We start from the raw sequence: 15,559 nt of genomic DNA on the forward strand, positions 1-15,559 counted from the left end.
CGAACCTCGATTCACATTAGGCAGGGCAGGTGACACCGCGACCCTCCCCAGGTGGCGTGCGCCTCCACGTTAGGTGAACGGTCGGTGAACAAGCCTCGGCTCCGAATGTGAGCGCGCTCGTATCCCTGGAACGTCCTGCGCAATAGACTCTTGGGGTGACATCTGAGCGCAGCACCGACTCCTCGCTCGCCCGTGCGCGCCGTTTCACCAGACGTCGGGCGCGGGTGGGTTTCCGCAGGGCGCGGCATTCAGTGATTCCCGCCCTGCAGATGACGGTGGCCGGGGTGGGCGCCTATACCGTGGCGGAACAGCTTCTCGGCCACGAAGCTCCCCTCTTCGCCGCCATCGCGGCGCTGATCGCCCTGGGGTTCTCCAAGGAACCGCGGATGCGCAAGGTGCTCGAGGTCAGTGTGGGATGCACTCTGGGCATCCTCATCGGAGATGTGCTGCTCCAGCTCTTGGGTTCCAACCTGGCCACTGCGGCACTGGTGCTGTTCCTCTCCATCATGCTGGCCCGGTTCCTCGATCCGGGACCGGTCCTGGCGATGCAGATGGGACTCCAGGCTCTGCTGGTGGTGCTCATACCCCCGCCCGAGGTGGGACTGCTCGGACCCTTCACACGCAGCGCCGATGCCATAGTCGGCGGAGCAGTGGCTCTGCTGATCACCCTGCTGACGCCCAAGGACCCCAGACGGGAGCCCATCGCCGAGCTCAAGAGCGTGGTGGATGCGATGACCGCCTCGCTGCGCGACGTCGCGGAGGCCGTGCGCAGCTCCGACTCCCGGCAGGCCTGGCACTCGCTGATCCGCTGCCGCGGTCTGCAGCCGCAGATCGATGAGCTGCGCACTGCCGTGAACTCAGCCAAAGAGCTCACCAGCTTCTCTCCGGCCTACCGCAAGCACCGGCACTATGTCCGGCATATGGCGGAGGTGGCCGACCAGGTGGATCTCGCCGTGCGCAGCATGCGGGTGGTGGCGCGGCGGATCATCAGCACGGTGGACAATGCGTCACTGACCGATGCGGGCGTGGAGAACCTCTCGGCCGTGCTGGATGAGTTCGCCGACGCCTCGTTGCTGCTCTCGCAGGCTGTCTCGGAGCCGGGGCCCGCCTACGCGCAGCGGATGGAGACCGCCCAGGATGCGCTGGCATCACTGGCTCAGCACCTGCATCCCAAATCTCTGGGCATTGTGACCCTCGAAGGTGAGACCGTGGTGCTGCTGCTGCGCACACTGGTCGTGGATCTGCTGCAGGCCGCCGGATCCACCCATGCGGATGCCCGCGATCAGCTTCCCGAGCTCTGAGCCCGGACCGGCACGCCTCGGGCCTCAGAGCTGCAGGATCATGCGGGTGTTGCCCAGCGTGTTCGGCTTGACTCGGGCGAGGTCGAGGAACTCGGCGACGCCTTCATCGGGTGACCGGAGAAGCTCGGTATAGACCTCGGGGTCCACGGTCTCCTGGTCGTTCATGATGCCGAATCCGTGGCGGGTGAAGAAGTCGACCTCGAAGGTCAGACAGAAGACGCGGCTGACGCCGAGCTGTTCGGCGCGAAGCCTCAGGTCCTGCAGCAGCGCGGAGCCCACTCCATGGCCGCGCCACCGGGAATCTGTGGCAAGGGTGCGCACCTCGGCAAGGTCCTTCCACATCACATGCAGCGCACCGAATCCGATGAGGGTGCCGTCCTGCGCCTCGGCCACCACAAATTCCTGGATGGCCTCGTAGTAGGCGACTGCCTCCTTGGGCACGAGCACCCGCTGATCGACCAGCGGCTCTGCCATCCCCATGATCGCTGAGACGTCGGCTGTGCGCGCAGGCCTGGTGATGAAGGAACCCATCTGCTCAGTCTAGGCGGCGGAACACTCAGCCCTCGCTGAGGATGAACTCCTGCGGCTCCGAGCGGACTCCGCGCAGACTCACCGTGAGCTCGTAGCTGCCGGGGCCCAGCGAGCTGTCAGGCTGGGAGCAGTCCTCCGAGGAGTCTGAGCGAGGCCAGGTGAAGTTCGCGCGTTCCACCTGCCCGGGCTCCAGCTCCACCTCGAGGTTCTCGCGAGACAGCGAGCACTCCGCCGTGGAGAAGACGGTGGCACCGGCGTGGGCGACGACGAACTCCTGCTCGGCGGTTCCGAGGTCAGCGGTGCAGGCATAGTCCGCGGTGTTCTCCACCTCCATGACGAGCATCGGCGCGAATCCGGGCGCATAGGACTCCGATCCGGTCTCAGCACGCACCAGCAGGTCACCGGAGCGGCAGCTGCCGTCCTCCGGAGCCGCTTCCTCGGACTCCTGGGGCTCCGAAGAGTCGTTCCCAGAGTCCTCCGAGTCAGGGCCTCCAGAGTCGGGGCTGGTCGGTTCACCCTCTTCGGTCTCTGAGTCTGAAGCTCCTTCATCCGCAGAGCCAGAGACGCTGGCAGGTGCGGAATCTGAGCCGGGCTCGGACTGGTCGTCGGCGCTGAACCAGCCGAGAACAAGAAGTGTGAGCAGACCGCCGAGTGCCATCAGCAATACGGCGAGGATTCCCACGAGGATGCGACGACGCCTGTAGACCTCGGCAGACTGCCGCCTTCGCTTCGAATCCATGGCCCCAGGTTAGCTGAGGACCCCGGTGGTGATTCTCAGCCGAGCAGTCGTTCGCGCAGCTCGCGCACTCGCAGGTGGATGTCGTCGCGGACCAGCTCCATGCGCTCGCGTCCTTCGATGCCGCGGTCGCTGGGCTCATCGATCTCCCAGCGCTCGAGGGTGACCCCGTCAAGCTCCTCAACAACGGCTTCGGCACCGATGACCACGACGTGCCCAGCCTCACGCATGGCTTCGGGAGTCAGCTGGGCAGGGGTCTCACCGCCGATGTCTGCACCGATCTCCTGAAGCACCTCGGCGGAGAGCGCATTGATCTTCGAGCCGGGCTGCGTACCAGCCGAGGAGACGAGGACGGCGCCCTCCTTTCCTGCGACGGCGAGATCATGCCGGAGCAGGCCTGCAGCCATCTGGGACTTGCCGCCGTTCTTCACGCAGACGAAGAGCACCGCGGGGGTCTGGGTGCGCGCCGCAGGCTCCGCCACCGGGGCGATCTCTTCCTCTGCTCCGCGTACCGGCTGGTCGGCCGGATGGGTGGAGGCGTCCTGGCTGTTCACAGCTGCTCGCTCAGTCACTGATCGGTCCTTTCGGTCATGGCATGGAAGAGTTCGGGCAGGGCACCCTGCACGAGAGAATAATAGGACCAGGTCCCGCGCTTCTCGCGAGAGAGGAAGCCGGCGTCGACCAGAACCTTGAGATGGTGGGACACCGTGGGCTGACCCAGGCCCAGCGGTTCGGTGAGGTCGCACACACAGGCCTCCCCCTTCTGCTCCGCGGCGATCAGCGTGAGCAGAGTGATCCGGTTCGGATCGGCGAGCGCCTTGAAGCCCACCGCCAGTTCGGCAGCCTCTTCGGGATCGATGGAGACGCGTGCCGGCGCGGTGGCCTGGCAGTCGGTCTGAGTGGTCATGACGTCTCCTTCGATCCTGCTCGCAGCGCGGTCATACGGGATGGATTGACATCCATCGATGTTTCTGACGATACTCGGGGCATCGAAGTTTGTCGATCTCTCCAGGAGCACCGTGAGCCAGTCTGCCCCACCCGTCCCGGACACCACAGCCGTGGTGGCCAAGCTCTCGCTCCTGGACCGGTTCCTTCCGGTGTGGATCCTCGCCGCCATGGGACTGGGCCTCGCACTCGGCGCCATCGTCCCCCAGGTGGGCGTGGCGATGGAATCCATGGAAGTCGCCGGAGTCTCCCTGCCCATCGCGATCGGGCTGCTGGTCATGATGTATCCCGTGCTGGCCAAGGTCCGCTACAACGAGACCGGGCGGGTCCTGACGGACAAGAAGCTCGTGGTCACCTCTCTGCTGATCAACTGGCTGCTGGCGCCCGCGTTCATGTTCGCGCTGGCCTGGGTCTTCCTGCCGGATCTGCCGGAGTACCGGACCGGCCTGATCATCGTGGGACTCGCCCGCTGCATCGCCATGGTGCTGATCTGGAACGACCTCGCCTGCGGGGATCGCGAGGCCGCTGCCGTGCTGGTCGCGATCAACTCGGTCTTCCAGGTCTTCATGTTCGGAGTGCTGGGCTGGTTCTACCTCCAGGTGCTGCCCGGCTGGCTGGGCCTGGAGACCACCTCCGCAGAATTTTCGATCGTCGCGATCACCGTCTCGGTGCTGGTCTTCCTCGGCATACCGCTGGTCGCTGGATTCCTGACCCGCACGCTCGGTGAACGCGCTCGCGGCCGCGAGTTCTACGAGTCCAAGGTCCTGCCGAAGATCGGTCCCTGGGCGCTCTACGGCCTGCTGTTCACCATCGTGGTGCTCTTCGCGCTGCAGGGCGAGCAGGTGTTGACCAATCCGATGGACGTGGTCCGGATCGCTCTGCCGCTGCTGGTGTACTTCGTGGTGATCTTCGGCGCCTCGATGGTCATCGGCTGGCTACTGCGGATGGGCTATGAGCGCACCACCACGCTGTCCTTCACCGCTGCCGGCAACAACTTCGAACTCGCCATCGCAGTGTCCATCGCGACCTTCGGCGCCACCAGCGGCCAGGCTCTCGCCGGCGTCGTCGGTCCGCTGATCGAGGTGCCGGTGCTCGTCGCGCTGGTCTACGTCGCACTGTGGACCCGGCGGTTCTTCACCGGTTCAGGTGTCGGTTCCCAGCGGGAGAACGCCATCGCTGGAACGCGCCCCACCACGCTCTAGCGACCCGCTGCCCAGCCTCTGTCAGCCACCCCTCCTCGAGGGCATCCGCCGCCGAGACACGTACCCGTACCGGGAGGAACATCATGAGCACCGATAGGCCCACCGTTCTGTTCGTCTGCGTCCACAACGCCGGCAGGTCGCAGATGGCCGCCGGATTCCTGCGCGAGATCGTGGGGGAAGCCGTAGAGGTTCGCTCCGGCGGCACCCAGCCGAAGGATGCGGTGAATCCGATCGCCGTGGAGGCCATGGCGGAGATCGGCATCGACATCTCGCAGAGCCTGCCCCAGAAACTCTCCGATGAGGCTGTCCAGGAGTCCGATGTGGTCATCACCATGGGCTGCGGAGATGAATGCCCCTTCTACCCGGGCAAGCGCTACGAGGACTGGACGCTCGATGACCCTGCCGGTCAGAACCTCGAGACGGTCCGCACCATCCGCGACGACATCCGCGGCCGGGTCCAAGAGCTGGTGGGCTCACTGAACGTAAAGGTCTAGGACCTTCACGCGCCACGGGTAATGCCGCGAGTCTCTAGACTCGAGGGCGATGACATCTCCCGCCACGACCGACGACCCGGGCCCAGCTGCCCCTGGATCAGTCCCCCCAGCTGTCCCCGCCGGTGACTCTGCGACTGCACCAGCCTCGGCCCGGGCGGACATCGGATTCACCCCCGAGCCCACGCTGGTCCATGAGCGCGTGATCGACTGGTTCGAGGTCCACGCCAGAGACCTGCCCTGGCGCGCACCCGAATGTTCTCCCTGGGGCGTCATGGTCAGCGAGGTCATGCTCCAGCAGACCCCGGTGGTGCGCGTCCTGCCGCGCTGGCAGGACTGGATGCAGCGCTGGCCCCGTCCGATCGATCTCGCCCAGGCTCCGACGGCCGAGGTGCTCACAGCATGGGACCGACTGGGCTATCCGCGCCGGGCCCTGCGCCTGCAGGCCGCAGCCCAGGCCATGGTGGAGCGACACTCCGGAGAGGTGCCCGACACCGCCGAGACGCTGCGGGAACTGCCCGGCGTGGGTGAATACACCGCCGCGGCGGTGGCCTGCTTCGCCTTCAACCAGCCCGAGGTGGTGGTGGACACCAACATTCGCCGGGTTCACGCCCGCGCCTTCACGGGGCATGCTCTGCCCGGAAAGACCTACACCTCCGCCCAGCGCAGACTCGCCGCGGACCTGATGCCGGACACAGCGCCCGACGCCGGAGCCACTGCCTGCGCCTGGAACGCCTCGGCCATGGAGCTCGGGGCGCTGATCTGCACCGCTCGCGCCCCGCAGTGCGAGATCTGCCCGGTGGCCGACCTCTGCGCCTGGAGGGCTGCCGGTTCCCCAGCTCCCACCGAAGAGCAGCAGACCCGCGGGCAGGGCTGGGCCGGGACCGACCGGCAGGTGCGGGGAGCCATCATGGCCGTGCTGCGCACCGGAGATCCGGTGGAGCGGGATCAGCTGCTTGAGGCGCTCCCGCTTCCCGAGGCCTCACCCGAGCAGCGCTCACGCTGCCTGGATTCGCTGATCCGTGACGGGCTCGCCGCGCAGACCGGGGCCCTCGTCAGCCTGCCCGGGGCCTAGGCGACAGGCGGCTGGCCTCAGCTCGGCCCGACGTCCTTCGGTTCAGCCGGACTGTCCTCCGTCGAGCACCAGACTCAGCGCCTCGGAGAGGGAGCCCACCTCGCGGACCCGCATCCCCTCGGGCACCGCTTCCTTCTCGGTCCCGGTGGACTTCCGCGGGACGATCGCGTGGGTGAAGCCCAGCCGCTGAGCCTCCTCCAACCGCTGACGCAGCCCGGGGACGGGCCGCACCTCCCCCGCGAGTCCGACCTCACCGAAGGCCACGAAGCGATTCGGCAGCGGCTTCTCCAACGCGGCGGAGGCCACCGCCAGGGCTATGGAGAGATCCGCCGCCGGCTCGGTGATCTTGACCCCACCGACTGTGGCCACGTAAGCCTCAGATTTCATCAGGGCGGTCAGCTTCGCCCGGCGCTGGAGCACTGCCAGCAGCATCGAGACCCGCGGCGAATCCAGGCCGGAGACTGCACGGCGCGGCTGAGCCGCCTGGGACTCGGCCACCAGCGCCTGGACCTCAGCGGTGAGCGGGCGCCGACCCTCCAGGGTGATGGTGATGCAGGTGCCCGGAACGCGCTCGGTCATCGCCGAGACGAAGAGGCCACTGGGATCGGCGAGCGAGGTCAGCCCGTCCTCGTTGAGGTCGAAGCAGCCCACGTCATCGGTGGGTCCGTAGCGGTTCTTCACCGCGCGGAGCAGGCGCAGCCGGGAGTGCCGATCACCCTCGAACTGGCAGACCACGTCCACCAGGTGCTCGAGCATCCGGGGTCCAGCGATGTTGCCGTCCTTGGTCACATGTCCGACCAGGATGGTGGTCATGTTCTTGCGCTTCGCGGCCTCGATCATCGAGGCGGTGACCTCGCGGATCTGCGTCACCCCACCTGCAGCGCCGTCCACCTCGGCGGAGGAGAAGGTCTGCACCGAGTCCATGATGGTCAGCTGCGGGGAGAGCTTCTCCACCTGACCCAGGGCCTGGCCGAGATCGGATTCGGCGGAGAGATAGAGCCCGTCAGAGATGGCGTCGATGCGCTCGGCGCGCTTCTTCACCTGGGCGGCCGATTCCTCTCCAGTCATGTAGAGCACCGGCGAGCTGGTGTGTGCCCGCGCCACCGCCGCAGCCACCTGCAGCAGCAGAGTGGACTTTCCCACCCCGGGTTCGCCGGCCATCAGGATCACGGCGCCGGGGACCAGGCCTCCACCCAGGACGCGGTCCAGCTCCCCGATCGAGGTGGGTCGGAACTCAGCCTCCGAGGCGTCCACCTCATGAATGACCCGCGCCGGGGTGGCGAGCTGGCTGGCCGCGGTCGTCCTGGATGTGACCTGGCCCTTCTCCTCCACCGAGCCCCAGGCCTGACATTCGGGGCAGCGACCGACCCATTTCACGGTCTGCCAACCACATTCGGTGCATTCGAAAGCTGGGGACCCTTTGGAGCGCGAGCTGCTCCGTGAGGCGGTGCGAGTTGCCATGGACCCTACGTTACCGCCGGGCACTGACATATTCCGGCGCGCACCCTGCTCGCCCCAGGCGGACCCCGTACGATGCTCGGAGCCCCCTCCCCGCCGATTCTCAGGAGATCCGTGTTCCGCTCCCCCAAGATCTTCTTCCGTGTGCTGGCCTTCGCCGAGGCGGTGTCCTGGACCCTGCTCATCGGCGGGATGATCCTGCGCGCCACCAACGACCTTGACGTCGCCGTGAGCATCGGCGGAGGCATCCACGGCTTCGTATTCCTGGCCTACGGCGCCACCGCCGTGATCGTCGCGAAGAATCAGCGCTGGTCACCCGGGCCGACGACGATCGCGCTGATCAGCGCTGTCATCCCCTACGCGACCATCCCGGTGGATCTCTGGCTCGCGCGCAGCGGTCGGCTCGACGGCCCATGGCGCACCGAGGCCACCGCCGATCCCAGAGATCACAGCTGGCATGACCGCGCGCTGCGAGTGCTGCTGCAGAAGCCAGCACTGATAGGCGGGGCGCTGGCCGGCGTCGTCGTCCTGGTCTTTGTGGCGCTGCTGGTGATCGGCCCGCCCGGCTCCTGAGCTGCCCCTACGTCAGTGGGGCAGGACCGCAGAGATGAGTGAAGCGCCGCCGGAAGATTCCGACGGCGCTCCACTCACGTGGACCGCAAGGGCCCGGCTGCGCTGATCAGCTCTCGATCGCGGCGGGCTCCTCAGCTGCCTCGATCTGATCCTTCGGCTCGTGCCACTCGAAGGAGAGCTTGCGCTCCTTGCCTTCGCCGGTGACGCCGATCTCGATGCCGGCGCCGTGGGGGATCTCGCCGTAGAGGATCCGCTCGGAGAGCTCGTCCTCGATCAGGGTCTGGATGGTGCGGCGCAGTGGCCGGGCACCCATCGCCGGATCGTAGCCGGTCTCCGCGAGGAACACCCGAGCCGGCTGGGTGACCTCGAGGGTCATCGCCTGCTCGGAGAGCCTGGAGCGCAGACGGTTCACGAACAGATCCACGATCTGGACGATCTCTTCCTGCTTCAGCTGCGGGAAGACGATGGTGTCATCCACACGGTTGAGGAACTCGGGCCGGAAGTGCTGGCGCAGCTCCTGGCTGACCGTGGCCTTCATCCGCTCGTAGTTGGTCGTGGTGTCTTCGCTGGAGGTGAAGCCGGTCATCACGCCCTTGGAGATGTCCCGGGTACCCAGGTTCGTGGTCATGATGATCACGGTGTTCTTGAAGTCCACCACGCGACCCTGCGAGTCGGTCAGACGACCATCCTCGAGGATCTGCAGCAGCGAGTTGAACAGATCCGAGTGGGCCTTCTCGACCTCGTCGAAGAGCACGACGGAGAACGGACGACGCCGCACCTTCTCGGTGAGCTGTCCACCCTCCTCGTAGCCCACATAGCCTGGAGGGGCACCGAAGAGCCGCGAGACCGTGTGCTTCTCGGAGAACTCGGACATGTCCAGGGTGATCATCGCCTCTTCGTCGCCGAAGAGGAACTCGGCCAGGGACTTGGCCAGCTCGGTCTTGCCGACGCCCGTGGGTCCGGCGAAGATGAACGAGCCCGAGGGCCGGTTCGGGTCCTTCAGCCCGGCTCGGGTGCGGCGGATGGCGCGGGACAGGGATTTCACTGCCTCGTCCTGACCGATGACCCGCTTGTGCAGCTCCTCCTCCATGCGGCGGAGGCGGTCCGACTCCTGCTCGGTGAGCTTGAACACCGGGATGCCGGTGGAGAACGCGAGCACTTCAGCGATCAGATCCGCGTCGACCTCGGCGATCTCATCGTTGGAGCTCGACTTCCACGCGTCTTCCTTCGCCTGGCGCTCCTCGACGAGCTTCTGTTCCTTGTCGCGCAGGCTGGCCGCACCCTCGAAGTCCTGGGCGTCGATGGCGGATTCCTTCTCCCGCCGGACGTCCTCGATCTTCGCGTCGAACTCCTTGAGCTCCGGCGGGGCCGTCATCTTCTGGATCCGCAGCCGGGCTCCGGCCTCATCGATCAGGTCGATGGCCTTGTCCGGGAGGAAGCGGTCATTGATGTAGCGGTTCGCCAGCGAGGCGGCCGCTTCGAGGGCCTCTTCGGTGATGGAGACCTTGTGGTGGGCCTCGTAGCGGTCGCGCAGACCGCGGAGGATCTGCACTGTCACCTCGACCGAGGGCTCCTCCACCTGGATCGGCTGGAAGCGACGCTCCAGCGCGGCATCCTTCTCGATGTGCTTGCGGTACTCATCGAGCGTGGTCGCACCGATGGTCTGCAGCTCACCGCGGGCCAGCAGCGGCTTCAGGATGTTGGCGGCGTCGATGGCACCCTCGGCGGCACCTGCACCGACCAGGGTGTGGATCTCATCGATGAACAGGATGATGTCGCCGCGGGTGCGGATCTCCTTGAGCACCTTCTTGAGGCGCTCCTCGAAGTCACCGCGGTACCGCGAGCCGGCCACCAGGGAGCCCAGGTCAAGCGTGTAGAGCTGCTTGTCCTTGAGGAGCTCCGGCACATCGCCGTTGACGATGGCCTGCGCCAGGCCCTCGACGACGGCGGTCTTGCCGACACCGGGCTCACCGATCAGCACCGGATTGTTCTTGGTGCGGCGGGACAGCACCTGCATCACGCGCTCACGCTCGTAGTCGCGTCCCACCACCGGATCCAGCTGCGCCTCTCGGGCTGCTGCGGTGAGGTTGCGACCGAACTGATCCAGCACCACCGAACCTGCGGGGGTGCCCTCATTCGAGCTGGACTGGCCGACGCCGGCTCCGGTCTTCTCCTGGTTGCCCCCGGAGTAGCCGGAGAGCAGCTGGATGACCTGCTGGCGGACCTTGTTCAGGTCGGCATTGAGCTCCACCAGGACCTGGGCGGCGACACCCTCGCCCTCGCGGATCAGCCCGAGCAGAATGTGCTCGGTGCCGATGTAGTTGTGGCCCAGCTGAAGCGCCTCGCGCAGCGAGAGCTCCAGGACCTTCTTGGCGCGCGGGGTGAAGGGGATGTGACCGCTCGGCGCGTTCTGGCCGGGACCGATCTTCTCCTGCACCTTTTCGCGCACGCCGGTCAGTGAGATGTCCAGCGACTCAAGGGCTTTGGCCGCGACACCCTCACCTTCATGGATGAGACCGAGCAGAATGTGCTCGGTACCGATGTAGTTGTGGTTCAGCATGCGTGCCTCTTCTTGGGCAAGCACAACCACGCGCCGGGCGCGATCAGTAAATCTCTCGAACATAGCCACAGACACTCCTAGCGTTGGTGCTCTGCCTCAAGGCTACGGGCCTTCAGCGGCCGCGTCGCCGCTGTTCGCCATAGGGGAAAGTTCCCCCGGACATGCGTGGAGCCCGGTGCAGCGTCATGCTGCATCCGGGCTCCACGCGGAACGGGGAGAAACTTGGTGATTTATCGCTTCTTGGCGTTGCGATAGGCCTCGACGATGTCGCGGTGCAAGCGACCTCGGCTGGAGACCTGATACCCATTCTTCACGGCCCAGTCACGAATCTGACGGGCCTCGTTCTGTGGCGAAGGCGGGGCGATGGCCCGACCTTTGCGGATGTACTTCTTCAGTGTCTCGCGAAGCTCTTTGGCATGGTCATCACTGAGATCTATCTCATAAAACCTGGAATCCAGGCCGAATGTGACAGTCTCCTTTGCTTCGCTGCCGTCAAGATCATCGACGAGAACCACTTCTACCTTCTGAGCCATCTCTAACACCTCACTGCTCACTCACACGCCGGGAGGCAGTCGAACTCATCTCTTCCGACGCTTAACACACGACGACAGACCAGAAACGATCTATGTAGGAGTGAGTATTTCAAGAAATACAATTTGCGGTCAAGCTGGAAGCTTTCAGCCTTTTTTCAGCTGAGAACAAGTTTCTCACCGGTAACCAGGTCGTTCAACGAGAACAGTCCTGACGTTTGGGTTTTTCAGCGTGGGCTCGGCGCAGAATTCGCAGACCCGTCCGTCGCCTCATGACTGCTCCGCTCGGCCCGCTGAGAAGCATCTTCGCGCACCTGGGCCTCTGCAGCGCGCTCATTGCGGTCAGCGCGGAAGATGGCGCGCATGGCGAACCAGAACACCAGGCCCACCCCGACGGACGGGACAAGAACCTCAAAGTACGTCCAGAAGTTTTCCATTAAATTCCTTGCCTACATTCAGGTTTCACGGGACATTCGTGAGAATTTCTCGACCTGCACCCGAGTATAAGAGCAGGTTCAGGCCTGGGCCTCAGGCTTGAGCAGCGGGAACAGGATCGTCTCCCGAATACCGGCGCCCGTGAACAGCATCACCAGACGATCGATCCCCAGACCGATGCCGCCCATCGGCGGAGCGCCATACTCCAGCGCGCGCAGGAAGTCCTCGTCATGCTGCATCGCCTCGTCGTCGCCGGCGGCGGCCAGTCGCGACTGTTCCACGAGGCGCTCACGCTGCAGCACGGGATCCACCAGCTCGGAGAACGCCGTTCCACGTTCCATGCCGCCGATGATCAGATCCCAGGCCTCGATGACACCCGGCTTCTCACGGTGGGCGCGAGCAAGCGGCTGGGCGGCCGGAGGGTAGTCGCAGACGAAGGTGGGCTGGATCAGCTTCGGCTCGACGATCTCACCGAAGAGTTCGATGACCAGCTTCTGCGCGTCCCACGCCGGGTCCACGGAGACCTCATGGGTCCCAGCGATCTCCCGCAGCTGCGCGACGGATGTCTCGGGCGTGACCTCCTGGCCCACCGCCTCGGAGAGTCCCGGGTAGACCGAGAGCCACTTCCATTCGGCGTCGAGGTCGATGACACCGGCGTCGGTCTGGATCTGTCGGCTGACCCCGGCCGCGTCCGCGGCGGCCAGAATCATCTCGCGCATGCGCTCGGCCATCACATACATGTCCGCCCACGCCTCATAGGATTCAAGCGTGGTGAACTCGGGAGAATGAGTGGAGTCCACACCTTCATTGCGGAAGACCCGGCCGATCTCGAAGACCCGGTCAATCCCGCCGACCACCGCACGCTTAAGGTAGAGCTCAGTGGCGATGCGCAGCGTCATGTCCTGATCAAAGGCATTGAGATGGGTCTGGAATGGACGAGCCTGGGCGCCGCCATGGATGAGCTGGAGCATGGGGGTCTCCACCTCCACATAGCCGCGACCGTGCAGGGTCTCACGAATGGAACGCGTGATCGCCGCGCGCTGGTACACCATCTGACGAGCCTCGTCGCGGACGATCAGATCCGCGTACCGCTGGCGCACGCGAGTCTCTTCATTGAGCTCGGCGTGCAGCACCGGCAGCGGACGCACCGACTTGGAGGCGACCTCGAAGGAGCTGGCCATGATGGAGAGCTCACCCCGGCGGGAGGCGATGACCTCTCCCGTCACCTGCACGTGGTCACCCAGATCGACCAGCGACTTCCACTGGGCGAGGGCCTCCTCGCCGATCTCGGCCAGCGAGAGCATAGCCTGCAGGCGAGTCCCGGTACCGTCCGGACCACCCTCTTGAAGGGTGGCGAAGCACAGCTTGCCGGTGTTGCGCACGAACATCACACGACCGGCCACGGAGACGGTCTCCCCCGTGGAGGCACCGGGCTCCAGGTCGGGGAAGCGCTCACGCACCTCGGTGAGCGAAGCGGTGCGCTCGACCGTGACCGGGTAGGCCTGGACGCCTGATTCGAGCAGACGCTCACGCTTGTCCAGGCGCACCGCGCGCTGATCGTTGTTGTCGATGTCTTTTTTGCCGGCTGGGGCGGGAGTCTGGTCAGTCACAGTCCGCCATTCTACGTGCCCGGCGCCTGACGGCCTCTCGAGCTGCGGGACCGGAACCTCAGTTCACCAGATCGTGACGCGGTCCTGCTGCGGCATGTACATCCCGTCACCTGGCTGAGTCTCGAAGGCCGCATGGAAGGCATCGAGATTGCGCACCACCTGGCTCGCGCGGAACTCGGCAGGGGCATGGGGATCGATGCTGATCAAGGTGACCGCCCGCTCCGGACGGGTGAGGTTGCGCCATGCCTGCGCCCAGGCGAAGAAGAAGCGCTGATCGGCGCTGTAGCCCTCCAGCTCCGGGGCTTCGATCCCCTGCTGCTGAAGCCAGAGCCGATACGCCTTGTGGGCGATCCCCAGTCCGCCGAGGTCGCCGATGTTCTCCCCGAGGGTGAGCTCACCATTGACCGTGTGCTCCGGAGCCTGGGAGGGCGAGAGCGCGCTGTACTGATCGACGAGCTTCGTGGTGCGCTCCTCGAATGCCTCGCGGTCGGCCTCGGTCCACCAGTTCTGCAGGGAGCCGTCGGCCCCGTAGCGCGAGCCCTGGTCGTCGAAGCCGTGACCAAGCTCATGGCCGATGACCGCGCCGATCGCTCCGAAGTTCTGTGCCATGTCTCGCTCGGCTGAGAAGAACGGCGGCTGCAGGATGGCCGCGGGGAAGCAGATCACGTTCTCCAGCGGCGAGTAATAGGCGTTGACCGTCTGCGGGGTCATATGCCACTCCTCGGGGTCCGGCCCCTCGTCCAGCTTCGCGATGTCGCGGCCCCATTCGAACTCGGCGGCCCGCCGAACGTTGCCGACCACGTCCTCGGCGTCCACCTCCACTCCGGAGTAGTCGATCCAGCGCTCGGGGAAGCCGACCATGGGCGTGAAGGCATCGAGCTTCTCCAGCGCCTTGGCCTTGGTCTCCTCGCCCATCCAGCTCAGTCCGCTGATGGACTGCCGGTAGGCCGCAATGAGAGAGGCGATCAGCTCATCCATGGCCGAACGGGCCTGCTCAGGATAGTGCCGGGCTACATAGATCTGGGCCACGTCTTCGCCGAGGTTCGCGTTGGTCAGCGCCACCCCGCGCTTCCAGCGCTCCTTGAGCGCCTGAGCCCCGGAGAGCTTCTTGGAGTAGAAGTCAAAGTTCTGCTCCACGAGGTCGCTGTGCAGCAGCGGCGCCGCCCAGCGCACGAGCTGGACCCGGAGCCAGAGCTTCCAGGTCTCGAGTGGGTGCTCGGTGAGCACGGTCTGCATGCCGGGGAGCACATCCGGCTGTGCGAGCACGAGCTCTTCGGTGTGCCGCGGCTGCAGGCCCCACCCGGTGAAGGCTTCGCGCAGCAGGGGCATCAGGGCCAGCGCCTCCGACTCAGTGACCAGGTTGTAGCGCTTCTGCGCATCACGGGTGGTCACCTTGTCCCAGTGCTGGTCGGCGATCGCGGACTCCAGGCCGACGACGGCGGCAGCCGCGCGTTCTGCGTCCTCGATCCCGCTGTTCTGCAGCATCCGCACCAGGTAGTCCTGGTAGGCGCTGAGGATCTCGGCCAGCTTCTCCTCGCGGTAATAGGACTCATCAGGAAGACCGAGCCCGGACTGCATGATGTGCCAGAGCATCCGGGTGGGGTCTCCTGCGTCGCGCATGGCTCCGGCGACGAAGATCCCCTCGACGCCCTGACGCTGCCAGGCCGCGGAAAGTCGGATGAGGTCCTCGATGCTGCCGACCTGCTCGAGCTGGGCCAGCATCGGCTCGATCGGCGTGAGACCTCGGCGTTCGGCGGCTTCGGCATCCATGAAGGAGGCGTAGAAGGACCCGATGCGTGCGGCGATGGCGGGATTCTCACCCGGGGCGTCTGCGCGTTCGGCATCGGCCGGCGCGGTCGCGCTGGATCCCGCGCTGAAGGCGGCGGCCTGCTCCAGGATCTCGCGCACATCCGCCTCGGCCTTGTCCCGCAGCTCGTGGAATGAGCCGTAGGCGTCCATATCAGCGGGAATCTCGGCGGTCTTCAGCCACTCGCCGTTGACGTGCTTCTGCAGATCGTCCTGGGGGCGCACGCTGTGATCGATATAGGGAAACGAGCTCGCGGCGCTGGCTGTGCGGGGGGTGGTGCTGGCGGTCTCAGTCATTCGCCCAGC

Annotated in this window: 15 protein-coding genes; 5 read left to right on the plus strand and 10 right to left on the minus strand. The window is 65.9% G+C overall.

What is annotated here, in order from left to right; translation table 11 throughout:
• The first annotated feature begins 155 nt into the window (after window positions 1-155).
• Entirely contained in the window at window positions 156-1,301 is a 1,146-nt protein-coding gene (locus tag H4W26_RS07780; protein WP_318779805.1) for an FUSC family protein, read from the plus strand.
• A 24-nt stretch (window positions 1,302-1,325) separates the two neighbouring features.
• Here the strand turns inward: H4W26_RS07780 and H4W26_RS07785 are convergent, their stop codons facing one another.
• The 4 genes from H4W26_RS07785 to H4W26_RS07800 form a co-directional block, all read right to left on the minus strand.
• Complete coding sequence (locus tag H4W26_RS07785; protein ID WP_192591508.1) at window positions 1,326-1,832, minus strand: amino-acid N-acetyltransferase; 507 nt, start codon at window positions 1,830-1,832, stop codon at window positions 1,326-1,328.
• Window positions 1,833-1,857: 25 nt separating this feature from the next.
• The gene (locus H4W26_RS07790) at window positions 1,858-2,571 is read right to left on the minus strand and encodes a hypothetical protein (protein WP_192591509.1); all 714 of its coding nucleotides are present in this window, start codon (window positions 2,569-2,571) and stop codon (window positions 1,858-1,860) included.
• Window positions 2,572-2,606: 35 nt separating this feature from the next.
• Window positions 2,607-3,050, minus strand: coding sequence for an arsenate-mycothiol transferase ArsC (locus H4W26_RS07795; protein ID WP_192592077.1), 444 nt, complete (start codon window positions 3,048-3,050; stop codon window positions 2,607-2,609).
• Window positions 3,051-3,136: 86 nt separating this feature from the next.
• Window positions 3,137-3,475 carry an ArsR/SmtB family transcription factor gene (locus tag H4W26_RS07800; protein ID WP_192591510.1) on the minus strand — a complete coding sequence of 113 codons (339 nt, stop codon included), beginning with the start codon at window positions 3,473-3,475 and terminating at the stop codon, window positions 3,137-3,139.
• Between the two features lie 112 nt (window positions 3,476-3,587).
• On the opposite strand from H4W26_RS07800, the gene arsB reads away from it, so the two are divergent.
• From arsB to H4W26_RS07815, 3 genes are all read left to right on the plus strand, one after another.
• Complete coding sequence (gene arsB / locus H4W26_RS07805) at window positions 3,588-4,715, plus strand: ACR3 family arsenite efflux transporter (RefSeq protein WP_318779806.1); 1,128 nt, start codon at window positions 3,588-3,590, stop codon at window positions 4,713-4,715.
• 83 nt (window positions 4,716-4,798) lie between these two features.
• Window positions 4,799-5,209 carry an arsenate reductase ArsC gene (locus H4W26_RS07810; RefSeq protein ID WP_192591511.1) on the plus strand — a complete coding sequence of 137 codons (411 nt, stop codon included), beginning with the start codon at window positions 4,799-4,801 and terminating at the stop codon, window positions 5,207-5,209.
• Window positions 5,210-5,258: 49 nt separating this feature from the next.
• On the plus strand, window positions 5,259-6,281 hold the full coding sequence (locus H4W26_RS07815) for an A/G-specific adenine glycosylase (protein ID WP_192591512.1): 1,023 nt from the start codon (window positions 5,259-5,261) through the stop codon (window positions 6,279-6,281).
• A 42-nt stretch (window positions 6,282-6,323) separates the two neighbouring features.
• On the opposite strand, the gene radA is transcribed toward H4W26_RS07815, so the two are convergent.
• Window positions 6,324-7,742 carry a DNA repair protein RadA gene (gene radA, locus H4W26_RS07820; RefSeq protein ID WP_192591513.1) on the minus strand — a complete coding sequence of 473 codons (1,419 nt, stop codon included), beginning with the start codon at window positions 7,740-7,742 and terminating at the stop codon, window positions 6,324-6,326.
• A 111-nt stretch (window positions 7,743-7,853) separates the two neighbouring features.
• On the opposite strand from radA, the gene H4W26_RS07825 reads away from it, so the two are divergent.
• Window positions 7,854-8,312, plus strand: a complete 459-nt coding sequence (locus tag H4W26_RS07825) for a DUF3817 domain-containing protein (RefSeq protein WP_192591514.1) — start codon at window positions 7,854-7,856, stop codon at window positions 8,310-8,312.
• Between the two features lie 106 nt (window positions 8,313-8,418).
• Here H4W26_RS07825 and H4W26_RS07830 read toward each other — a convergent pair whose 3' ends face one another.
• The 5 genes from H4W26_RS07830 to H4W26_RS07850 all read right to left on the minus strand — a co-directional run bounded on the left by H4W26_RS07830 (window position 8,419) and on the right by H4W26_RS07850 (window position 15,550).
• A complete protein-coding gene (locus H4W26_RS07830; RefSeq protein WP_192591515.1) occupies window positions 8,419-10,935 on the minus strand; it encodes an ATP-dependent Clp protease ATP-binding subunit in 2,517 nt (838 codons plus the stop codon).
• 167 nt (window positions 10,936-11,102) lie between these two features.
• Window positions 11,103-11,405 carry a histone-like nucleoid-structuring protein Lsr2 gene (locus H4W26_RS07835; protein ID WP_192591516.1) on the minus strand — a complete coding sequence of 101 codons (303 nt, stop codon included), beginning with the start codon at window positions 11,403-11,405 and terminating at the stop codon, window positions 11,103-11,105.
• Between the two features lie 224 nt (window positions 11,406-11,629).
• Window positions 11,630-11,839 carry a hypothetical protein gene (locus H4W26_RS07840; protein ID WP_192591517.1) on the minus strand — a complete coding sequence of 70 codons (210 nt, stop codon included), beginning with the start codon at window positions 11,837-11,839 and terminating at the stop codon, window positions 11,630-11,632.
• A 78-nt stretch (window positions 11,840-11,917) separates the two neighbouring features.
• Window positions 11,918-13,447 (minus strand): lysine--tRNA ligase, encoded by a 1,530-nt coding sequence (gene lysS / locus H4W26_RS07845; protein ID WP_192591518.1) that lies wholly within the window; start codon window positions 13,445-13,447, stop codon window positions 11,918-11,920.
• A gap of 63 nt (window positions 13,448-13,510) precedes the next feature.
• On the minus strand, window positions 13,511-15,550 hold the full coding sequence (locus H4W26_RS07850) for a M13 family metallopeptidase (RefSeq protein ID WP_192591519.1): 2,040 nt from the start codon (window positions 15,548-15,550) through the stop codon (window positions 13,511-13,513).
• Window positions 15,551-15,559: the final 9 nt, after the last annotated feature.

It is taken from the genome of Nesterenkonia halotolerans (assembly GCF_014874065.1).
In the GTDB taxonomy this organism is placed as follows: Bacteria; Actinomycetota; Actinomycetes; order Actinomycetales; family Micrococcaceae; genus Nesterenkonia; species Nesterenkonia halotolerans.

Excerpts from the sequence above, each read along its gene's own strand:
- H4W26_RS07835 (WP_192591516.1), bottom strand. The coding sequence starts at position 11,405 with ATGGCTCAGAAGGTAGAAGTGGTTCTCGTCGATGATCTTGACGGCAGC.
- H4W26_RS07810 (WP_192591511.1), top strand. The coding sequence starts at position 4,799 with ATGAGCACCGATAGGCCCACCGTTCTGTTCGTCTGCGTCCACAACGCC.
- H4W26_RS07800 (WP_192591510.1), bottom strand. The coding sequence starts at position 3,475 with ATGACCACTCAGACCGACTGCCAGGCCACCGCGCCGGCACGCGTCTCC.
- H4W26_RS07790 (WP_192591509.1), bottom strand. The coding sequence starts at position 2,571 with ATGGATTCGAAGCGAAGGCGGCAGTCTGCCGAGGTCTACAGGCGTCGT.
- H4W26_RS07815 (WP_192591512.1), top strand. The coding sequence starts at position 5,259 with ATGACATCTCCCGCCACGACCGACGACCCGGGCCCAGCTGCCCCTGGA.
- H4W26_RS07850 (WP_192591519.1), bottom strand. The coding sequence starts at position 15,550 with ATGACTGAGACCGCCAGCACCACCCCCCGCACAGCCAGCGCCGCGAGC.
- H4W26_RS07830 (WP_192591515.1), bottom strand. The coding sequence starts at position 10,935 with ATGTTCGAGAGATTTACTGATCGCGCCCGGCGCGTGGTTGTGCTTGCC.
- H4W26_RS07840 (WP_192591517.1), bottom strand. The coding sequence starts at position 11,839 with ATGGAAAACTTCTGGACGTACTTTGAGGTTCTTGTCCCGTCCGTCGGG.
- H4W26_RS07785 (WP_192591508.1), bottom strand. The coding sequence starts at position 1,832 with ATGGGTTCCTTCATCACCAGGCCTGCGCGCACAGCCGACGTCTCAGCG.
- radA (WP_192591513.1), bottom strand. The coding sequence starts at position 7,742 with ATGGCAACTCGCACCGCCTCACGGAGCAGCTCGCGCTCCAAAGGGTCC.